This window comes from Litorilituus sediminis (assembly GCF_004295665.1).
GTDB classification, from domain to species: Bacteria; Pseudomonadota; Gammaproteobacteria; order Enterobacterales; family Alteromonadaceae; genus Colwellia; species Colwellia sediminis.
The window spans coordinates 3,853,025-3,871,487 of the sequence record NZ_CP034759.1; the positions used below are offsets into that span (position 1 = coordinate 3,853,025).

Below are 18,463 nucleotides of genomic sequence, written 5' to 3' on the forward strand. Positions count from 1 at the left end.
TTGTCATTCTAATATGGGGTGTTATTAGTAAAATAGGCATACTTTACTGAGAGAGGACAAACCATGGAAAACTTTGATTATTATAATCCAACACAAATTGTATTTGGTCAGGATAGATTAAATGAATTAGATAATTTAATAGCTAAGGATGCCAAAGTCTTGGTGTTATATGGTGGCGGTAGCGTTAAACGTTTCGGTACCTTAGACAAAATTAAAGCCAGTTTAGGTGAGCGTGAAGTACTAGAGTTTGCCGGTATTGAGGCTAATCCAGAATTTGACACGTTAATGAAGGCTGTAAAACTGGTTCAAGCTGAAAATGTTGATTTTCTGCTGGCTGTTGGTGGTGGCTCTGTGATGGATGGCACTAAGTTTGTTGCCTTAGCTGCCAAGCAACAAGCTGATCATGAAAAAATATTGTTCAATGGTTTTGCCAGTGTGCCGTCAGCAAGTGCTATTCCATTAGGTTGTGTGGTTACCTTGCCTGCTACTGGCTCTGAAATGAACACCTTTGGCGTAATTACTTACAATGCGCAAAAATACCCGTTTACCTCAGCACTTGTTTATCCGAAGTTTTCATTTTTAGATCCGGACTTAACCTTAACTTTACCGAAAGAGCAAATTGCTAATGGTGTTGCCGATGCCTTTATTCACGTTATTGAGCAGTACTTAACTCAGCCACAAAACGCTAAGGTGCAAGATAGGTTTTCAGAAGGATTGCTAAAAACTTTAATTGAAGATGGTCCTGTGACTTATCAAGACAATACTGATATTGCTGCCCGTAAAAACTTTATGTGGTCTGCCACATCAGCACTTAATGGCTTAATTGGTGTCGGTGTTATGCAAGATTGGTCTACGCATATGATAGGTCATGAAATGACGGCTATGTTTGGCATTGCTCATGGTCGTACTTTAGCCATAGTGCTACCAAGTTTATTGCGAGAGCGAAAAACTCATAAACGTGCCAAGTTGCTGCAATATGCTGAGCGAGTTTGGGATATTACTGACGGTAGTGATGATGAAAAAATTGATGCTGCTATTGATAAAACCGAGAGATTTTTCAACTCACTTGGTATTGTTACCCAGCTAAGTCATTACAATATTGATGATAACGATATTGATACTTTAGTGGCTAATATGGAAAAAATGGGCTTAACCCAGTTATCTGAAACGGGTGATTTAACGCTAGATATCGTTAAACGTATTTTACATGCGGCAAAATAACGCTCTGATAAATTTATAAGTAAATTATGGATGTTCAAAAAGTCTGCATTATTGCGGACTTTTTTTATATAAAAAATTGTATATATGGTTTTTCGTATATATAATCTGTCGCATTCATTAAAGAGGTAGCTATAGATGACCAATGCTTTGAAAACTCGAGTGCTCTTTTTATGTACGGGTAATTCGGCTCGCTCGCAAATGGCAGAAGCCATTTTAAAATATAGAGCCAGTGATAAATACGATGTTTATAGTGCAGGCACTCACCCTGAGCAGGTAGATAAACGCGCGATAGCTGCATTGCAGAAAATGGCTATTACTACGCAAGATTTAGCCGCAAAAGACTTAAGCATTTTTGCTGGTCAGAAGTTTGATTATGTTATTACTCTTTGTGATAAGGCCAATAGTGAATGTCGAAGCTATCCGGGAGCTAGGCAACAACTTGCGTGGGATTTTATCGACCCTAAGTCGCGTCAATCTAGTACGGCTTTTGATGATAGCTTACAAGAAATTAATAACAGAATATCGATGTTTTTGTTGGTTGATAACTGCGACGCGGCTGATTTTAAACAGGCAACTTCCTCTGAGTTTGCTTTAACGCCAACCGACTTTTATAAAACCCTTACCGATGATATTCGTCTTAAATCGTTAATGTTAACCCATTACCATGGTGAGTTATGTGTTTGTGAGTTGATGGTGGCCCTTGAGCAAGAGAGCCAGCCTAAAGTCTCGCGCAATTTGGCGGTATTGAAAAAAGCGCAAATCTTAACGGATAGAAAACACGGTCAGTGGGTGTTTTATCGCATTAACCCTGATTTGCCATTATGGGCAAAGACTGTGATAGCACAAACCACTGAGCATAATGTGCCCTTGATAATGTCAGCGTTGCAAAGATTAAAAACAATGAATAATCGCCCTGATAAAGCAAGTTTTTGTCAGTAGTTTTGTCAGTAGTTATCGGAGCCTAATATGGGAATTTTTGAGCGTTATTTATCACTTTGGGTGGCACTTTGTATTTTGGCAGGTGTGCTCTTGGGTTTATGGAGCCCAGAAACTTTTCAACTGATTGCTGGCCTTGAAATCGCCCATGTTAATGTGATTGTCGCGCTATTTATTTGGTTAATGATATATCCCATGATGGTGCAAATTGACTTTTCTTCCATTAAAGATGTTGGCAAAAACCCTAAGGGTTTAGTGCTAACTGTGGTGGTGAACTGGTTAATTAAACCATTTACTATGGCAGCTCTTGGTTGGCTATTTTTTAATTACTTTTTTGCTGATTTTGTTGATCCTGAGTCGGCACAAGAATACATCGCAGGTATGATTTTATTGGGCGTTGCCCCTTGTACTGCTATGGTATTTGTTTGGTCGCAATTAACCAAAGGTGATGCTAACTACACCTTAGTGCAAGTGTCAGTGAATGATGTCATTATGATATTTGCTTTCGCGCCAATTTCAGCATTTTTACTGGGTGTTAGCGATATTCAAGTACCTTGGCAGACGCTATTTTTATCGGTAGTACTTTATGTCTTGATACCTTTGATTGCAGGCGCTATCACACGTAAAAAGCTTAATAACAATCAAGCCGTACTTGATGGCTTTTTGGCAAAACTAAAGCCTTGGTCAGTGATAGGTTTATTAGCAACAGTAGTGCTTTTATTTGGCTTTCAAGCTGAAACAATTATTTCACAGCCAGAAACTATTGGTTTAATTGCTATTCCGCTACTTATTCAAACCTATGGCATTTTCTTAATTGCTTATTTAGCTGCTAAATGGCTAAAACTCCCGCATAACATTGCCGCACCTGCTTGCTTAATTGGTACATCAAACTTCTTTGAGCTAGCGGTTGCTGTGGCTATATCACTGTTTGGCTTACATTCAGGGGCTGCGCTTGCCACTGTAGTGGGTGTATTGGTGGAAGTACCAGTGATGCTATCGTTAGTGACTATGGTGAATCGAAGTAAGCATTGGTTTGAGCATAAATAGTTTTAGCTAGTCGCGAATTAAAGATTTATATTTAAAAAGGAAAATACAATGACAATTAAAATTGGTATTAATGGTTTTGGTCGCATGGGGCGTTTAACCATGCGTGCTATGTACGATTGGCAGGATATTGAGATTGTTCATATCAATGATCCAGCGGGCAATGCTGAAACATTAGCGCATTTAATGACCTTTGATTCAGTACACGGTCGTTGGCACCATGATGCCAATCACCAAGGCGATAGTATGCTAATTAATGGCAAAGCCATTACTTGCTCACAAAATACCGCGATTGATGATACTGATTGGTCAGCATGTGATGTAGTGATTGAAGCATCAGGAAAAATTAAAACCAAAGCCTTGCTGCAAGCCTACCTTAAGCAGGGGGTTAAGCGTGTTGTAGTGACTGCGCCAGTAAAAGAAGAGGGCGTGCTTAATATTGTGATGGGTGTTAATGAGCATCTTTATGATAAAGCTCAATATCCAATAGTTACTGCGGCTTCTTGTACGACAAACTGTTTAGCGCCTGTGGTAAAAGTTATTCATGAAAAGCTAGGCATTAAGCATGGCTCAATGACAACCATTCACGATATTACCAATACGCAAACCATTTTAGATGCACCTCACAAAGATTTACGTAGAGCGCGCGCTTGTGGTATGAGTTTAATTCCAACAACAACAGGCTCAGCAACGGCAATTACCCATATTTTCCCTGAGCTGCAAGGTAAGTTAAATGGCCATGCTATTCGTGTGCCGCTAGCTAATGCCTCAATTACCGATTGTGTGTTTGAAGTTGAAAAGGCTACGACAAGTGAACAAGTGAACGCCTTTTTGAAAGAAGCGTCAGAAAATGAGTTAAAGGATATTCTTGGTTTTGAAGAAAAACCACTCGTATCAATTGATTATAAAACTGATCCGCGCTCAAGTATTATTGATGCCTTATCAACCATGGTAGTTAATGGTACGCAAGTAAAACTTTATGTTTGGTACGACAACGAGTGGGGCTACGCTAATCGTACTGCTGAACTTGCTCGTTTAGTTGGCTTATCTGATAAGGAATAAGCGTGTGGGGCTTTTGTCATTAAAACAGCTATCACCGCAGGTGAAGCAATATTTAATTATTACCGGAAATTACTGGGCGTTTACCTTAACTGATGGCGCACTGCGTATGTTGGTGGTGTTATATTTCCATCAACTCGGATATAGCCCGTTAAATATTGCCATGCTGTTTTTATTTTATGAATTTTTTGGCGTGGTAACCAACTTAGTTGGTGGTTGGTTAGGTGCTAGGTTAGGGCTTAATAAAACCATGAATATTGGTTTAGCCATGCAAATTGTTGCCTTAGGTATGCTAGCAGCGCCGAGTGATTACCTCACGGTTGCTTATGTTATGGCGGCGCAAGCCTTGTCAGGTATCGCTAAAGATTTAAATAAAATGAGTGCCAAAAGTTCCATCAAATTATTAGTAAAAGAAGGGGCTGAAGGTAAGTTATATCAATGGGTGGCAATTTTAACTGGCTCTAAAAATACCTTAAAAGGTGTTGGTTTCTTTTTAGGTGGCTTGTTACTGACGCTATTTGAATTTACTGGTGCTGTTACCTTGATGGCAGCATGTTTATTAGCAGTGTGGTTATTTAGTTTAATGACCTTAAAGGCTGAGTTAGGTAAGGCAAAAAACAAAGCAAAATTCACTGATATTTTCTCAAAAAGTGCCGCGATAAATTATCTTTCTGCAGCACGTATGTTTCTCTTTGGCGCGCGTGATGTTTGGTTTGTGGTCGCGCTACCTGTTTTTCTTGCCGCGCAATTTAATTGGCATCACTGGTGGGTTGGCACCTTTATGGCTTGTTGGGTGATTGGCTATGGTGTTGTGCAATCATTTGCGCCTTATGTTACTGGCAAAAAACAAGGTAAAGTGCCTTCAGGGCCGGCGGCAATGCGCTGGGCATGTTACTTATTGCTTATTCCTGCGGGCATAGCCATTTCGCTACAGCTTAATTTTTATGTGCAAATAAGTTTAATTGTAGGCTTATTAATTTTTGGTGCGGTGTTTGCGGTGAATTCATCACTGCATAGTTACCTTATTGTTAGTTATGCAGGTCGTGATGGCGTCTCGCTTGATGTCGGCTTTTATTATATGGCTAATGCCATGGGGCGCTTAATAGGTACGGTACTTTCTGGCTTTTTGTATCAGCAATATGGTTTAGCAACGTGCTTGTGGGTTAGTTGTGCTTTTATTGCCTTAGCTGCTGCTCTTTCAATCAAGTTACCGCAGCAAAACGGTTAGTTTTGCTAATAGGGTTACTCAGCTGGAAACTTTTGCTTTTGGTGTAAAACTCGCATGACTCGAATAGTGCTTCCATCAAGCCAGTAAGAAATGATCATTGAAATTTCTGGAATAATTAATAATCGGCCTGGAAAAATATCCCGTTGAACACCCATTAGTGGATGCTCCAGCAAATGTTCAACTTTCGCCTCAATTATTTGATCCGTTTTTTCGGCAGCTTTAGGGTTAACATCGTAAAGAAACTCGAATATTTTTTCCCTATCATTAAGCGACTCTTCTTCCCAAAAAATCACGTTTTACTCCGGTTGCGGATTTTTTGTTTTCTTTCTTCCATTAAGCTTCTAGCTTCATCATGTGCAATAAAATTAGCTTTGTCACTATCAAGCTTACTAAATGCAGCATTTATTTGTTCTGATAGCCATGTATCATGACTCATTGATTTTCGTTGTTCTTCAGCTAAACGCTCGGTAAGTTCTCGGCATGCGTCACTTAAAGTTCGCCCTTGGCTTTGAGCCATCAACTGTGCTAATCGTTTGGTTTCTTCATCAACTCTAAATTGTATACGAGTGTCCATAATCAGTTACCTTAAATACTAAGTGTACACACAAATGTTAGCACTGGTGTTTTGCTAAGACAACTTGTTCGAGTAAATTTAGTGGTTAAACAGGCAGTATTTAACATCAAAGGCTTGCTGTTTATCTGCTGATTTAGTTGAGCAGTACCTAGGTATTTAACAAAGTAATTGATAAATAGGGGAGCTTTGTGAATATGCCTTGTTAGGGCTGTATACTATTTTTAAAGAGCTTTTTACCAATAAAAGCCCCAAGAAAAATAGCTATGGGGGCAAATACTATATATATAAACCATAGGTTCATTGAGTCACGAGCAATAGAAGTTACAACTTGTAGGCAAATAAAACACCAAAAAAGGTGTAATGCTAAATATGCGCCATTAACAACAGGTCTTGATGCTTTAAAAGCAATACTCGCAACAGCCCAAAGCGCATGCCAAGGGGCAAAGCTCATTGTACCGACAATTATACCTTCAAGAATGTTAGCATCCGATCTACCTGCTGAATCATATAGCAGGTATAAAACCATCAGTACTAAATATATAGTCAAATGTAAGAGGTGATGCATATAGGATTTAACGTCCACTAATACTGGCCAACACTATTATCCTGATTGATTCGTTTATACTTTTTCACATCAATAGCAGTCGCTTTACCAGCATGAAAATTAATAGTTTGATTTGTTAGCTGTATATGGGCTTCTCTCAAGAGGCGAATATTATACTCTTTTTCTTCTTTTAAATGATGGAAGTTTGCGCCTAAAAAGTAATTGCGTATATCTTCTATTTCATTGGCAAGTAGACATACTGCATCATTCCTCAGGTCACTCCAAAATCTAATCTTTTTATAAAGCTCATTTAGGGAATCATACAGCTCTTTATCAAGAGCAACCAAGGTAGAAATATGATTATTAAACTGCTCTGTTTTAAAATTCGGAAGTCTCATAGATAAGAAACCGTACTCAGATTTCTCGCCTAATTGAATCATTACAAAATCATTGTCATAGCGATCTGTTTTGACATTATACTTTTGCGGCTTTATTTCTTGTTCAGATCCTTTTAGAAGCATTTCTATTACATTGTAAAGCCCATCTAATGTTGTAAAGTTTTCTCTAATCTCTTCACTTAATAAAGTTTTATATACATTGATAGCTTTTTTACGCTCTGCTCTCTTTTTAACAATATCTAATAATTCTCTCAGTATAAAAAGTATTAAGGCTACAAAAACCGTTATAGGTATTAATTCTGTAATTTGTAACACCAAACTCTCCTGAAAAATATAACAGTATATTCTGTAGACTTCTCGGTAATGTCCGTCTACCACAATTAAACAAAACTACCAGAAAAACTATCATTTTCATAATGTTAATCGATAAAATAACAATTTCTTTGAAATAGAATAAAGTCTTGCTGAGCATTCACCGTTCGCCCATAGCTGCCTGTTAATAAGCCACAAGTCGTTTTGGTTGAAATCTTTCACGCTATTTTCAAATTTATCGCAATTGGCTATGATGTGAGGCATTAGTTCGTTTTCTTTGTGACCAAATTGATGTCTAAATTAATTGCCTTTGTTATTGCTGTATTTGCTGTTACTTCAGTGAATGCCAGCGGTATTACTTCAGGAAAAGTGATAGCAGAAAAGTTAAATCACTCATTAGAAACTGAGTTAGTGGTTGCTTATGATGGTATTCCTTGGGGCATGGCTTGGCTACCGAGCGGCGATATGCTGATTACCATGCGTGGCGGTGAGTTATTGCTAGCGAATAAGGGCGCTAACACGGTTGAGAAAATAACGGGGCTACCTAAAATCGCACGTGGTGGCCAGGGTGGTTTGCTCGATATTATTTTACACCCTAATTACAGCGAAAATGGCTGGCTGTATTTCTCGTACAGTAAAGCTGATGGTGAAGGCAATAAAAGCACAGCGATTATGCGCGCTAAGCTAAAGATGAGTCAAAAGGGAAGCCAGCTTGTCGATAAAGAAGATATCTACGTAGCCAAAGCTTATGATGATAAACGTGTTCACTTTGGCAGTCGTTTAGCGTTTGATCATCAAGGGTATTTGTACTTTTCTATTGGCGATCGTGGTCATCGAGATAATAACCCTCAAGATATTAGTCGTGATGCCGGTAAAGTTTATCGCCTTTATGATGATGGTCGTATTCCTACAGATAACCCTTTTGCTGGTAAAGCAAATAGTAAGCAGGCGATATATTCTTTCGGCCATCGCAACCCACAAGGTATGGCAACGCACCCAAAAACAGGCGCTATTTGGACACATGAACACGGCCCGCGCGGTGGTGATGAAGTGAATATTATTGCCAAAGGCAAAAACTATGGTTGGCCTGTGATAAGTTACGGCATTAATTATTCTGGTACACGTTTTACCGATATTACTGAAAAAGCGGGGATGGAACAACCGCTATGGTATTGGAACCCGTCTATTGCGCCATCAGGCATGACCTTTGTTACCAGTGACAAATATCCGAACTGGCAAGGCAATTTGCTGATTGGTTCTTTAAAGTTTGGTTATTTAACTATGCTAACTTTGCAGGGTAATAAGATTATTGGTGAAGCCATAGTAAAAGATAAGCTCACCCGTGTGAGAAATGTTAAGCAAGGGCCTGATGGCTATATTTATGCTGCTGTTGATGGTAAAGGCATTTTCAAGCTACAAGCTAAGCGTTAATGAGCGTTTAAGAGGAGCTTGCAAAAGCCTATCAAAAGAAGCTCAGTTTTTTATCAACTATTGATAGGAGCCGCCATATTGCTGAAAGATACGATGCATCTGACCTGACTCTATCATCTTGTTCACTTGTGTTAAAAAGTCATCTCGCACTTTTTGTGAATGAAACATAAAGCCACCTGGGTTAGGGGTTAAAAAAGCAAATTTATCAACGCCTTGATTTACATTGATATAACCATCTTTCGCAATTTGTAATCGGTAATACTCGAAAATATTTTTATCCAGTTGAATAACATCAACCCTGCCATTAAAGAGTAATTTGACTTGTGATTTTTGGTTATGTATTTCCATATAAAATGGATTGGCAGTAGCCATTTTTTCATACTTGTCATCAAGTGAATACATTGCACCTTGCCAAGCGACAATGCTACTACCCACCAGATCATCCATACTCGAAAATTGAAACTTATTTCGGCTTAACGCATAAAAATAATTCTCGTATTGATAGATTTCGCCAGAAAAATGACCGCGTAAACTAAGGTGTTTTATGTTGGCTAAATTAATGTCGCATACCACATCGACTTCTTTTTGCCTAAATGCATTGATGCGGCGGGCATAAGGGTAATAATAAGGTTTTACTTTGTAGCCTAAAGGTTCTAAGGCTTGTTTGACAATATCAAGCAAAATACCTGATTGGCTTTCGCTCATTACCCAAGGGGCCAAGGTATTACCAAAGGCAACGGATATTTTTTCTGCCAAACAATGAAAAGGCGCGCAAAAAAGAAAACAAGCTAAAATTATTTCTTTGTTAAACATTACAAAATTTAGTTTAGAAATCTTAATCTAAAAGTATTAGCGAGCTTGCTTTAATTTGCAAAATACTTTACCTGGTGCTTCATAAAAAATCGTGTATAAACTCGACAAGCTGACTGGGCTGTTTTCACTTACTTTGGCGGATATCTAGTCTCAGTTACTGTTAAGCGAAGAAAGTAAACAAAAAGATATTATTAAACTAATGCTTGAGTAGTGCTATAAATATTCGCGCTAGATAAAATTACGCTAATTTGTAATTAACCCAAGACTATTGGCTCGAAACCTAGGATAATCCAGTTATTGCACTTAAATGGCTCGTTTATTGTTTTTAGCCTGCTAATTGGCGGTAAAACTCTAGCTAGCTACATACGACATATTTGGAATATTCTATGGAAATTAAAGTTAATTTTCTTGAAAACTTGCGACTAGAAGCCAAGTTTGATGATTTTACCGTGGTTGCTGATCAACCCATTCGCTACAAAGGTGATGGCTCTGCGCCAAGCCCTTTTGATTACTTTTTAGCGTCATCTGCCCTTTGCGCGGCGTACTTTATTCGTGTTTATTGTTTATCACGCGATATTCCTACCGATAATATTCGCTTATCGCAAAACAATATTGTTGATCCTGAAGATCGCTACAATCAAATCTTCCAAATTCAGGTGGAATTACCTGAGAGTATTTCAGATAAAGATCGCCAAGGTATTTTACGCTCTGTTGAGCGTTGTACGGTGAAAAAAGTGGTACAAACTGGGCCAGAGTTTAAAATTGAAACCGTTGAAAGCCTAGAAGATGATGCGCAAGCTATGCTAATGGAGCAGCTTGATAGCGACTCAAGCACTTATATTTTAGGTAAAGATTTACCGCTTGAACAAACCATCAGCAATATGACCGCTATGTTGGCTGATTTAGGTATGAAAATAGAAGTCGCCTCATGGCGTAATATTGTCCCTAATGTTTGGTCGTTGCATATTCGCGATGCTGCTTCACCTATGTGTTTTACCAATGGTAAAGGCGCAACTAAAGAAAGTGCGTTATGTTCTGCGCTAGGTGAGTTTATTGAGCGCTTAAACTGTAACTTCTTTTACAATGATCAATTCTTTGGTGAAGAGATTGCTCATAGCGACTTTGTTCATTACCCCAATGAAAAGTGGTTCGCTTTAACGGACGACGATAGCTTGCCAGCAGGTATGCTAGATGATTACTGCTTAAGTATTTATGATAATGATGGTGAGCTTAGAGGCTCGCATTTAATTGATACTAACTCAGGTAATATTGAGCGCGGCATTTGTACGATTCCTTATACTCGTCATAGTGATGGTGAGACCGTTTTTATTCCGTCAAACTTAATTGAAAATTTATTCTTAAGTAATGGTATGAGTGCCGGTAATAACTTAGCGGAAGCTAAGGTTCAGTGCCTGTCTGAAATATTTGAGCGAGCGGTAAAAAGACAAATTATTGAACAAGAAATTGTTTTACCAGATGTACCACAAGCGGTACTAGCTAAGTACCCGAGCATTGTTGCTGGTATTGAAGGGCTTGAAGCACAGGGCTTCCCGGTAGTTGTTAAAGATGCCTCACTTGGCGGGCAATTTCCGGTAATGTGTGTGACTTTGATGAACCCAAGAACAGGCGGCGTATTTGCCTCATTTGGTGCTCACCCTAGCTTTGAAGTGGCATTAGAGCGCAGCTTAACGGAGCTTTTACAAGGTAGAAGTTTTGAAGGTTTAAATGATGTACCAAAACCAACTTTTAACAGCATGGCCGTTTCAGAGCCTGAAAATTTTGTTGAGCACTTTATTGATTCTACTGGCGTGATTTCATGGCGTTTCTTTAGTGCTAAGCATGATTATGATTTTTGTGAGTGGGATTTCTCAGGCAGCAATGAAGAAGAGTGCGACGGCTTATTCGCCATCTTAAAAGATTTAGGCAAAGAAGCTTATGTTGCTGAGTTTACTGAGCTTGGCGCGAGCGTTTGTCGTATTTTGGTACCTGATTATTCTGAAGTTTATCCAGCCGAAGATTTAATTTGGGATAACACCAATAAGGCATTAGATTATCGCGAAGATATTTTAACGCTGCATAGCTTGTCTGATGACGCGTTAGCTGATTTAGCGGAGCGTTTAGAAGAGAGCCAACTAGATAATTATATTGATATTCGCACCCTCATTGGTATTGAGTTTGATGAAAACACCGTTTGGGGTCAGCTGACTATTTTAGAGCTTAAAATATTAATTTATTTGGCGCTAGAGCAGCTAGAAGAAGCTATTGAGTTAGTAGAAGAGTTCTTACAGTACAATGATAATACCGTTGAACGTGGCTTGTTCTATCAAGCCTTACATACAGTACTAGAAATTGTATTAGATGAAGAATTGGAACTTGAAGATTACTTAGCTAATTTAACTCGTATGTTTAGCCAGCAGGTAATGGATAATGTGGTAGGCTCAATTACAGGTGATGTGAAATTCTACGGTTTAACAGCAACGAATATGCAGCTAGAGGGCTTAGATAAGCACTTACGTTTAATTGATAGCTATAAGAAATTACATCAAGCGCGCGCCGCAGCAAGCAAAAAGTAATTTCTTATTTTGGAAAGTGATTTTAAAGCCAGCTTTTTTTAAAGACGCTGGCTTTTTTGTTTTTATGTGCCAAAGAATGCCTATAGCGACGCTGAATTTGATAATTTTTAATCAGCCAATCAAGGCCATTAATAATTTAATATCACCATATACTTGGTTTTTTATCTTTCACTTGGCAGTTGCTGCCGTTTTCTTAGCTTAACTGAACTTGCCCTTTTTTATATGCAACTGTTTTACTCTTAATATTTCTTTAAATACAGCTGGTTAGCGTTTTATACAATAAAGTGCTTTTATCATTTCTTTATATTATCGCTGATTTTTTACATTGCTTGGCAAATAACCAACACTGGCGATTGCACATTTTAACAACAATAAAAGTGCACCAAGGCTTTTCAATAAGCTAAATAAGTGTTGATAAGTAAACTCCATGCTGCAGTTTGTCTTGGGTTTATTTATTGCAATAAGAATATGTCGGAGAAAATGAATGATGATTAAAACGATAATAAAGTCAGCTCATTTGCACAGTAAATCAAGGAAAAAAATTACAGGAAGTAGTCAAAAGAGCAAATATAAAGCAAGTATGATGGCAGGATGTTTATCTGCGCTTGTAACGCAAAGCGCTGTCGCGGTATGTGAAATATCAGCAAATGATCGCTATGAATTTATTCAAAGTATTAGTTTAAATGGTAGCGCGTTATCAAATGGTGCCAATATAGCTGATGGTGATCTCTTAGAGTTAACGCCAGGTTATAGTGGCTATGCTTATCGTAACGATTGGCATGTCTGGCTTGATTTAAATAATGATGGTGACTTTGCTGATGCGAATGAACTTATCTTTAATACCAGTAGCGCTAGTAATACCCTGGTTTCGGCTAGTATAAACATCCCTAATAATATTAATGCTAATAGCACGAGCATGCGGGTTGTATTTCATGCTGATGATATAAACGCTGATTCTTGTGGCTATGACGGTTATGGTGATAGTAAAGATATTACAGTTAACCTTGGTGGTGGTAGCACTGGCGGTGGCAGTTCAGACTATGAATTGCAGCAAGTGCCTAAAGGCGGCAGTAATGAACATATTTCATCGGTGTTAATTAATAGCGATGAATATAGCTCAGGTAATGATAATGGCTATGCAGACTTTACCGCCAAGCAAACATTTTCCATCAGCGATGGCGATAATATTACCTTAACACCAAACTCAAGCTGGGATGGCGATTGGGCCGTTTGGATTGATAGCGATAATAATGGCTCATTTGACAGCGACGAAAAGATCTTTTCAGCCAGCGGTCGACGAGGTCGAGCAGTCAGTGGCACGGTAGATTTATCTCAAATTGATGATGGTATTGCTCGTATGCGAGTGGCTATGAATGGTGATGGTGAGGCAAATGCCACTGGCTTTACTTGGGGTGAAATTGAAGACTACACAGCAGAGGTACACTCTGGTGGTTCAACCGGTGGCGGGAATACTGGCGGAGGCTCAAGTGGAGGAGAAGATAAGCTCTATGGCTCACATGTGCAGTGGCTACATGACAATGTTAACGTGAAAATATTTAAGTTTGAATTTACCGATGTTGACTTAACTTGGTCTGATAGCCGTATCAAATCAGAAATGAATGAAATCGTTACTTACTTTGATGAGCAATCTTATGGAAGTTTTGCTGTCACCTATGAAATTCATGAAGAGGTTATTCAAATTAATTCGCGTAAATCAGATTGGGACGGCACTACATCGTCACAGTGGCGGGCTTACATTGAAGAAACGCTGATTGATTTAGGTGAAAAGGATTATAACGATATTGATGACAACACCATATATTTAGCGCTAGCGCCTGAGTTTAATTACTGGGCAGAGATTGAAGATGGCGTTTATGGTTGGCGACCTCATGGTATAAAAGCTGGTGTCAATCCTGGTACTATTAGAGTTTATGATACTGGTGATGTTCGCTCTCAAGCTGGCGGTATCGCTCATGAAATGGGGCATGCTATGGGGCTTCATCATGCGCAAGGCATAGATGGCCAAGAAACTATTTTTGGTGTAGGTCATTATGAATCAGAAAGGATTCAATACGGTAATCCATATGATTTGATGGGCAACAGAGCTTGGGAGTTCGGTAGCTTAAACCTTTATTACAAAAACTTCTTTAAAACTTGGAATATTAAATCTTATACGCCTGAAGTTACTCAATCAGGTACCTATCGTATTTATGCCCTAGAGCAAGACGCTTTACGTAGTGATCGTGATATTGGCTTACGATTGAAGTCGGGTAATGGTGATTATACCTACTGGCTAGAGTATCGTACGGGCGATGGCGCAGATTTAGATGGAATTCAAGTAAATATTGAAGGCTACTTCCCTGATGAAGATGATCGCAGCTATTACTATGGTGTATCGTATTTGCTTGATTTTACCCCTTACACTTTTGTCGATGATTTAAACGATGAACATGATGATTTTGACGATTTTTATGATGGCGCCTTAATGATGGATAAAAGTTATACCGATGAGTGGGGCAGAGGCTTTACCATTAAAACGGTGAATCGTGGTGGCACAGAAGGTACAACAGGTGCATGGATTGAAGTTCAAGTCACTATGCACTAAGCAACGACCATTTATTACAATGCGCCTGTGCTGTTAACTTTGAACATGTGCGTAACCTGAAGGCAGTATTGCAACATTGCATGCTGCCTTTTTTCTTGTCTATTCGCTTATTTTACCTTGAGTTAGCCTAAAGCAGGTTATTCGCACGGTATTCGCAGGTTATATACCTCATATTTCTCGAGCATTTTTTATCACCTGATAAGCTTTTTAAATCATCAAAAGTGGCTATTTCGAACGCTTTTATCAATTACCTTGCTTTTATTCTGAGAAATTATCATTTGTCAGTTTTTCCTGCTGTTTTCTGGTTTGTTTACTGTGAATAAAGGTAATAGTTTTTAGCTTAAGTGTTTAGCAGGCTAACTTAAATTGCGTGGTTTTTAGCAATGAAGAAATGTGCTTGTCAGCAATAACACTTTAGAAGGATTTACCTCAATGGACAGTACGAATAACTATAACGATTAACAGTAGGAATAAGAAATTGAGCATCAAAAAATTAACAATAGCGTCATCTATTATCATGACGACTTTATCAAGCATGCCTTTTACGGCGAAAGCAGAGCCAGCAGATACTAGACTAATTAGTGTTACCCAAGCAGATGGCAGTAAAATTAATATTTGTCGCTGGGGGGATGAATTTTCTCACGGCTGGGAAACTGAAGAAGGTTATTCAGTTATAAAAGATGAAAAAACCGGCTTATGGTTTTTTGCCGAACAAGATGGCAATGGCGATTTAGTTTCCTCTTCCCAACGAGTGAAAAAAGGTGAAAAGCGAGCAAAAAGCAAAGCACTTCGTCGCAGTGGTAAGGCAAAACAACGAAATCAGCAACGCCGAAAACAAGCCCATAATAAAAATGTATTTTCACGAGAGCATATCGATGGCAACGGTGCCGTTAATGGCGGTCATGCAAGCACACTGTCAAAAACAAGCATTCAAGGCACCATTAATGTTATTAAACTTTGCTGATAGACAAGCAAGTTATTCGCGCCGCGACTTTAATGATTTTTTATTTGCTGATAGCAAGGGATTAACTGCCTACTATGATGAAGTTTCGTACGGTAAGTTAAATATTCAAGGCGGAACATCTGGTGTGATTGATTGGATTCAGCTACCTGAAAATCACCAATTTTACGGACGAAATAACAGTGCCGGCTATGATGCTAATATTGGCGTGATGATTGAAGATGCCTTGAGTGTTGCAGATAGTAACATTGATTTTTCGCAATACGCGGATGAAAACAATGACTGAGCTGTCGATTTGATTGCCTTTATTTACCAAGGTAATGGTGAACATCAAGCGGTCGGCTCAAGCAATGATATTTGGGCACATAAGTACAGCTTGTATTACCTTGAACAAGAAGGCGATGGTAACGGCAAATATGAAACTGATGATACTTGTCCTGCTGATCCTCGACAAAATATGGTGATTAATGATTATTTTGTTGCGCCGGAATTAAACACTGCTGGTGGTCGTGCTCATGTTGGTACCTTTGCTCATGAATTTGGTCATGTCTTTGGCTTGCCTGATTTATATGACACTAATGGTAGCACTGACGGTTACACAGCTGGGGCAGGGGATTGGAGTTTAATGGCCTCTGGCAGTAAAACAGGTGCGAATCGCGATGGTGAGTCGCCAGCTCATATCTCGGCTTGGGGTAAGTACATGCTTGGCTGGATTGACCCAGTTAAAGTTAATGGCACTAACTTGTCAGGTTTTGAATTAAACGAATCAGTAAATCATGCTGAAGCCATTTTATTTGAAAACCCTGCCAATCGAGATGAATACTTTATTGTAGAAAATAAAAATCAGCGTGGTTTTGATGCCTATTCTCCTGGCAGAGGCTTACTTGTTTGGCATATTGATGATGCCTTGGCTGCTCCTGGAGATAACTTTCAAACCCAAAGTGGTGTTAATACCGTTGCCTGTGATTTGGGCTTTCAAGATTGTTCACGAAACCATAATGGCGTAGCCGTGGTATCTGCTGATTATTATTTTGATATGGAAGATGATCTTAATGATGGTGATGAGCACGATACCTTTGGCAGTGATGGTGATGGCGGCTCAAGTGAATATGGCTCTAGCCAAGATTGGGATACCGAGTTTGCTGCCAATGCTGAAGTAAATAGTAACTGGTGGGATAACTCGGCAAGTGAATTTAGCATGACCAACATTTCTGCCAAGGGCGATACCATGACCTTTGATTTAGGTGACGGCGGCGATGGTGATACTGGTGGAACACCGCCTGCGACAGGTGAGTTAGTGCTTGAAAATGGCAGTAGTGAAATTATTCAAGCAGAGAGTAATGATAGTGTTCTTGCCAGTATTCAAGTACCTGAAGGCGCGAGTAATTTAGTGATTTCCATTGAGCATCATAGTGGCGGAGATGCTGATCTGTACGTGAACTATGCTAGCGCCTCGGATAGCAGTTCGGCAGATTGCTTTTTAAATACCAGTAGTGCCGTCGAAGTGTGCAATGAAAGTGAATTTGGTGCAACTAAGGCTGGTACTTATTATGTCGTCGTTAAAGGCTATAATGACCGAGCATTTGAAAATGTTACTTTGTCCGCTAGTTATGACGTTGAAGGTGATGACTCTGGAAATGGTGATGGCTCAACAGGCTCACAAACCAGCTATGACGTAAACGTATCAAACGGTGAATATCAGCATATTCCTCTTGATATCCCGGCAAATACTAGCAAGTTAACAGTAGATTTGGATAAAAATGGTGGCTCAGCTATGCTGATGATTAAGCAAGGCAGTGAAGCGAGCGCTCGAAGCTATGATGCCCGAGATACAGCGGGCAATAATATCACGTTAAATAACCCAGCTGCAGGAACTTGGTATATTGCCATTCGCGGTAGAAGCAGCGGTGTTAGCAGCGGACAGTTAACGGTTATAATTGAGTAAAACTTTTTAGTTATTACTAAAAGAAACAAAGTGATGTGCTCTATTACACATCACTTGTTTTTAAATAAGATACTTGCCCTGTTGCTATCTGGCGACAGTCTTCTTGCAAAATCAATAAAGCTATTAACCCCTGTTAACAAAGGCTTTGTCTTCATAATATTTAGCGCATTGTAAATTTAGCGTGTTAAATCACAATCTTTGTCGCTATTAGGCGACAGGTTTGCCTGGGTATTTTGACTTAAATGTTTATATATCAGCTCTTTAATAAATATGGCGTGAATAATGCTCTGCTAGCCGAGTCGGCGCTGACAATAGCGTCATGTTAATTTTTCCCGTTACTTTTCTGCCGTGTTTCTTCTATTTACAGCAAGAAAAGTACCGCTATGAGGTCTGTTTTAATGTTTAAAAACATAGCTAAAGATGAAATGAATTTACAAGATAAGCCTATGTCTCGTTTTGTTAACTTTAATGAGTGGATATTTGAAATTAAAACCATTAGAGCAATTCGCGTGAGTGATTATGGTCAGCCTTACTCAGCAATGGCTAATATTAATATTCATGGTGAAAGTGCTTTTGTTGATAGTTTAATGACTAAATCAGAACAAGAGTTTGCCCGTATAGACGCAAAAGTCATTAGTGAGTTTTTACGCCAATTAGGTATCGAGCAAGTGCAATTTGAACGCTTTAAAAATAACCAGCCGCGCTTGCATTCTGTCTCGTTAGCTTCAGAACCTCATAAGGAGCACAAAGCTAAACTGGTTAGCGTAGGTTAGAATTTTATCGCTACTGGTCAATATGCTATGCTGCGAAAAAATTTTT

The 18,463-nt window shown here is 39.0% G+C and carries 17 protein-coding genes; 12 read left to right on the plus strand and 5 right to left on the minus strand.

Annotation, left to right across the window (positions count from 1 at the left end):
- Positions 1-63: 63 nt before the first annotated feature.
- From EMK97_RS17050 to arsJ, 5 genes are all read left to right on the plus strand, one after another.
- Positions 64-1,221, plus strand: a complete 1,158-nt coding sequence (locus EMK97_RS17050; RefSeq protein WP_130603988.1) for an iron-containing alcohol dehydrogenase — start codon at positions 64-66, stop codon at positions 1,219-1,221.
- Positions 1,222-1,356: 135 nt separating this feature from the next.
- Complete coding sequence (locus EMK97_RS17055) at positions 1,357-2,160, plus strand: metalloregulator ArsR/SmtB family transcription factor (RefSeq protein WP_130603989.1); 804 nt, start codon at positions 1,357-1,359, stop codon at positions 2,158-2,160.
- Positions 2,161-2,187: 27 nt separating this feature from the next.
- Entirely contained in the window at positions 2,188-3,204 is a 1,017-nt protein-coding gene (arsB, locus tag EMK97_RS17060) for an ACR3 family arsenite efflux transporter (RefSeq protein ID WP_130603990.1), read from the plus strand.
- 48 nt (positions 3,205-3,252) lie between these two features.
- Complete coding sequence (locus EMK97_RS17065; RefSeq protein ID WP_130603991.1) at positions 3,253-4,263, plus strand: ArsJ-associated glyceraldehyde-3-phosphate dehydrogenase; 1,011 nt, start codon at positions 3,253-3,255, stop codon at positions 4,261-4,263.
- A gap of 4 nt (positions 4,264-4,267) precedes the next feature.
- Entirely contained in the window at positions 4,268-5,488 is a 1,221-nt protein-coding gene (gene arsJ / locus EMK97_RS17070; RefSeq protein ID WP_130603992.1) for an organoarsenical effux MFS transporter ArsJ, read from the plus strand.
- A 14-nt stretch (positions 5,489-5,502) separates the two neighbouring features.
- Here arsJ and EMK97_RS17075 read toward each other — a convergent pair whose 3' ends face one another.
- The 4 genes from EMK97_RS17075 to EMK97_RS17090 form a co-directional block, all read right to left on the minus strand.
- Positions 5,503-5,781 carry a type II toxin-antitoxin system RelE/ParE family toxin gene (locus EMK97_RS17075; protein WP_130603993.1) on the minus strand — a complete coding sequence of 93 codons (279 nt, stop codon included), beginning with the start codon at positions 5,779-5,781 and terminating at the stop codon, positions 5,503-5,505.
- A complete protein-coding gene (locus EMK97_RS17080) occupies positions 5,778-6,062 on the minus strand; it encodes a damage-inducible protein J (protein ID WP_130603994.1) in 285 nt (94 codons plus the stop codon). Before EMK97_RS17080 ends, EMK97_RS17075 begins: the two co-directional genes overlap by 4 nt.
- A 202-nt stretch (positions 6,063-6,264) precedes the next feature.
- Positions 6,265-6,645 (minus strand): hypothetical protein, encoded by a 381-nt coding sequence (locus EMK97_RS17085; protein ID WP_130603995.1) that lies wholly within the window; start codon positions 6,643-6,645, stop codon positions 6,265-6,267.
- Complete coding sequence (locus tag EMK97_RS17090; protein ID WP_130603996.1) at positions 6,645-7,319, minus strand: hypothetical protein; 675 nt, start codon at positions 7,317-7,319, stop codon at positions 6,645-6,647. Before EMK97_RS17090 ends, EMK97_RS17085 begins: the two co-directional genes overlap by 1 nt.
- Positions 7,320-7,607: 288 nt before the next feature.
- On the opposite strand from EMK97_RS17090, the gene EMK97_RS17095 reads away from it, so the two are divergent.
- Complete coding sequence (locus EMK97_RS17095) at positions 7,608-8,747, plus strand: PQQ-dependent sugar dehydrogenase (protein ID WP_130603997.1); 1,140 nt, start codon at positions 7,608-7,610, stop codon at positions 8,745-8,747.
- Positions 8,748-8,804: 57 nt separating this feature from the next.
- On the opposite strand, the gene EMK97_RS17100 is transcribed toward EMK97_RS17095, so the two are convergent.
- The gene (locus EMK97_RS17100) at positions 8,805-9,503 is read right to left on the minus strand and encodes a substrate-binding periplasmic protein (RefSeq protein WP_170176801.1); all 699 of its coding nucleotides are present in this window, start codon (positions 9,501-9,503) and stop codon (positions 8,805-8,807) included.
- A gap of 443 nt (positions 9,504-9,946) precedes the next feature.
- Between EMK97_RS17100 and EMK97_RS17105 the strand changes: the two genes are divergently transcribed.
- The 6 genes from EMK97_RS17105 (at position 9,947) to EMK97_RS17130 (ending at position 18,417) form a co-directional block, all read left to right on the plus strand.
- Positions 9,947-12,133, plus strand: a complete 2,187-nt coding sequence (locus EMK97_RS17105) for an OsmC domain/YcaO domain-containing protein (RefSeq protein ID WP_130603999.1) — start codon at positions 9,947-9,949, stop codon at positions 12,131-12,133.
- Between the two features lie 484 nt (positions 12,134-12,617).
- Positions 12,618-14,738 carry a GspH/FimT family protein gene (locus EMK97_RS17110; protein ID WP_130604000.1) on the plus strand — a complete coding sequence of 707 codons (2,121 nt, stop codon included), beginning with the start codon at positions 12,618-12,620 and terminating at the stop codon, positions 14,736-14,738.
- A gap of 478 nt (positions 14,739-15,216) precedes the next feature.
- Positions 15,217-15,702, plus strand: coding sequence for a hypothetical protein (locus tag EMK97_RS17115; RefSeq protein ID WP_130604001.1), 486 nt, complete (start codon positions 15,217-15,219; stop codon positions 15,700-15,702).
- Complete coding sequence (locus EMK97_RS17120; protein ID WP_130604002.1) at positions 15,683-15,985, plus strand: immune inhibitor A domain-containing protein; 303 nt, start codon at positions 15,683-15,685, stop codon at positions 15,983-15,985. Before EMK97_RS17115 ends, EMK97_RS17120 begins: the two co-directional genes overlap by 20 nt.
- A gap of 9 nt (positions 15,986-15,994) precedes the next feature.
- Positions 15,995-17,644 carry a M6 family metalloprotease domain-containing protein gene (locus tag EMK97_RS17125; RefSeq protein ID WP_130604003.1) on the plus strand — a complete coding sequence of 550 codons (1,650 nt, stop codon included), beginning with the start codon at positions 15,995-15,997 and terminating at the stop codon, positions 17,642-17,644.
- Between the two features lie 398 nt (positions 17,645-18,042).
- Complete coding sequence (locus EMK97_RS17130) at positions 18,043-18,417, plus strand: hypothetical protein (protein WP_130604004.1); 375 nt, start codon at positions 18,043-18,045, stop codon at positions 18,415-18,417.
- The last annotated feature ends 46 nt before the right edge of the window (positions 18,418-18,463 follow it).

Coding starts and splice junctions, on each gene's coding strand:
- EMK97_RS17050 (WP_130603988.1), top strand. CDS start 64: ATGGAAAACTTTGATTATTATAATCCAACACAAATTGTATTTGGTCAG.
- EMK97_RS17055 (WP_130603989.1), top strand. CDS start 1,357: ATGACCAATGCTTTGAAAACTCGAGTGCTCTTTTTATGTACGGGTAAT.
- arsB (WP_130603990.1), top strand. CDS start 2,188: ATGGGAATTTTTGAGCGTTATTTATCACTTTGGGTGGCACTTTGTATT.
- EMK97_RS17065 (WP_130603991.1), top strand. CDS start 3,253: ATGACAATTAAAATTGGTATTAATGGTTTTGGTCGCATGGGGCGTTTA.
- EMK97_RS17080 (WP_130603994.1), bottom strand. CDS start 6,062: ATGGACACTCGTATACAATTTAGAGTTGATGAAGAAACCAAACGATTA.
- EMK97_RS17095 (WP_130603997.1), top strand. CDS start 7,608: ATGTCTAAATTAATTGCCTTTGTTATTGCTGTATTTGCTGTTACTTCA.
- EMK97_RS17105 (WP_130603999.1), top strand. CDS start 9,947: ATGGAAATTAAAGTTAATTTTCTTGAAAACTTGCGACTAGAAGCCAAG.
- EMK97_RS17110 (WP_130604000.1), top strand. CDS start 12,618: ATGATGATTAAAACGATAATAAAGTCAGCTCATTTGCACAGTAAATCA.
- EMK97_RS17120 (WP_130604002.1), top strand. CDS start 15,683: ATGTTATTAAACTTTGCTGATAGACAAGCAAGTTATTCGCGCCGCGAC.
- EMK97_RS17130 (WP_130604004.1), top strand. CDS start 18,043: ATGTTTAAAAACATAGCTAAAGATGAAATGAATTTACAAGATAAGCCT.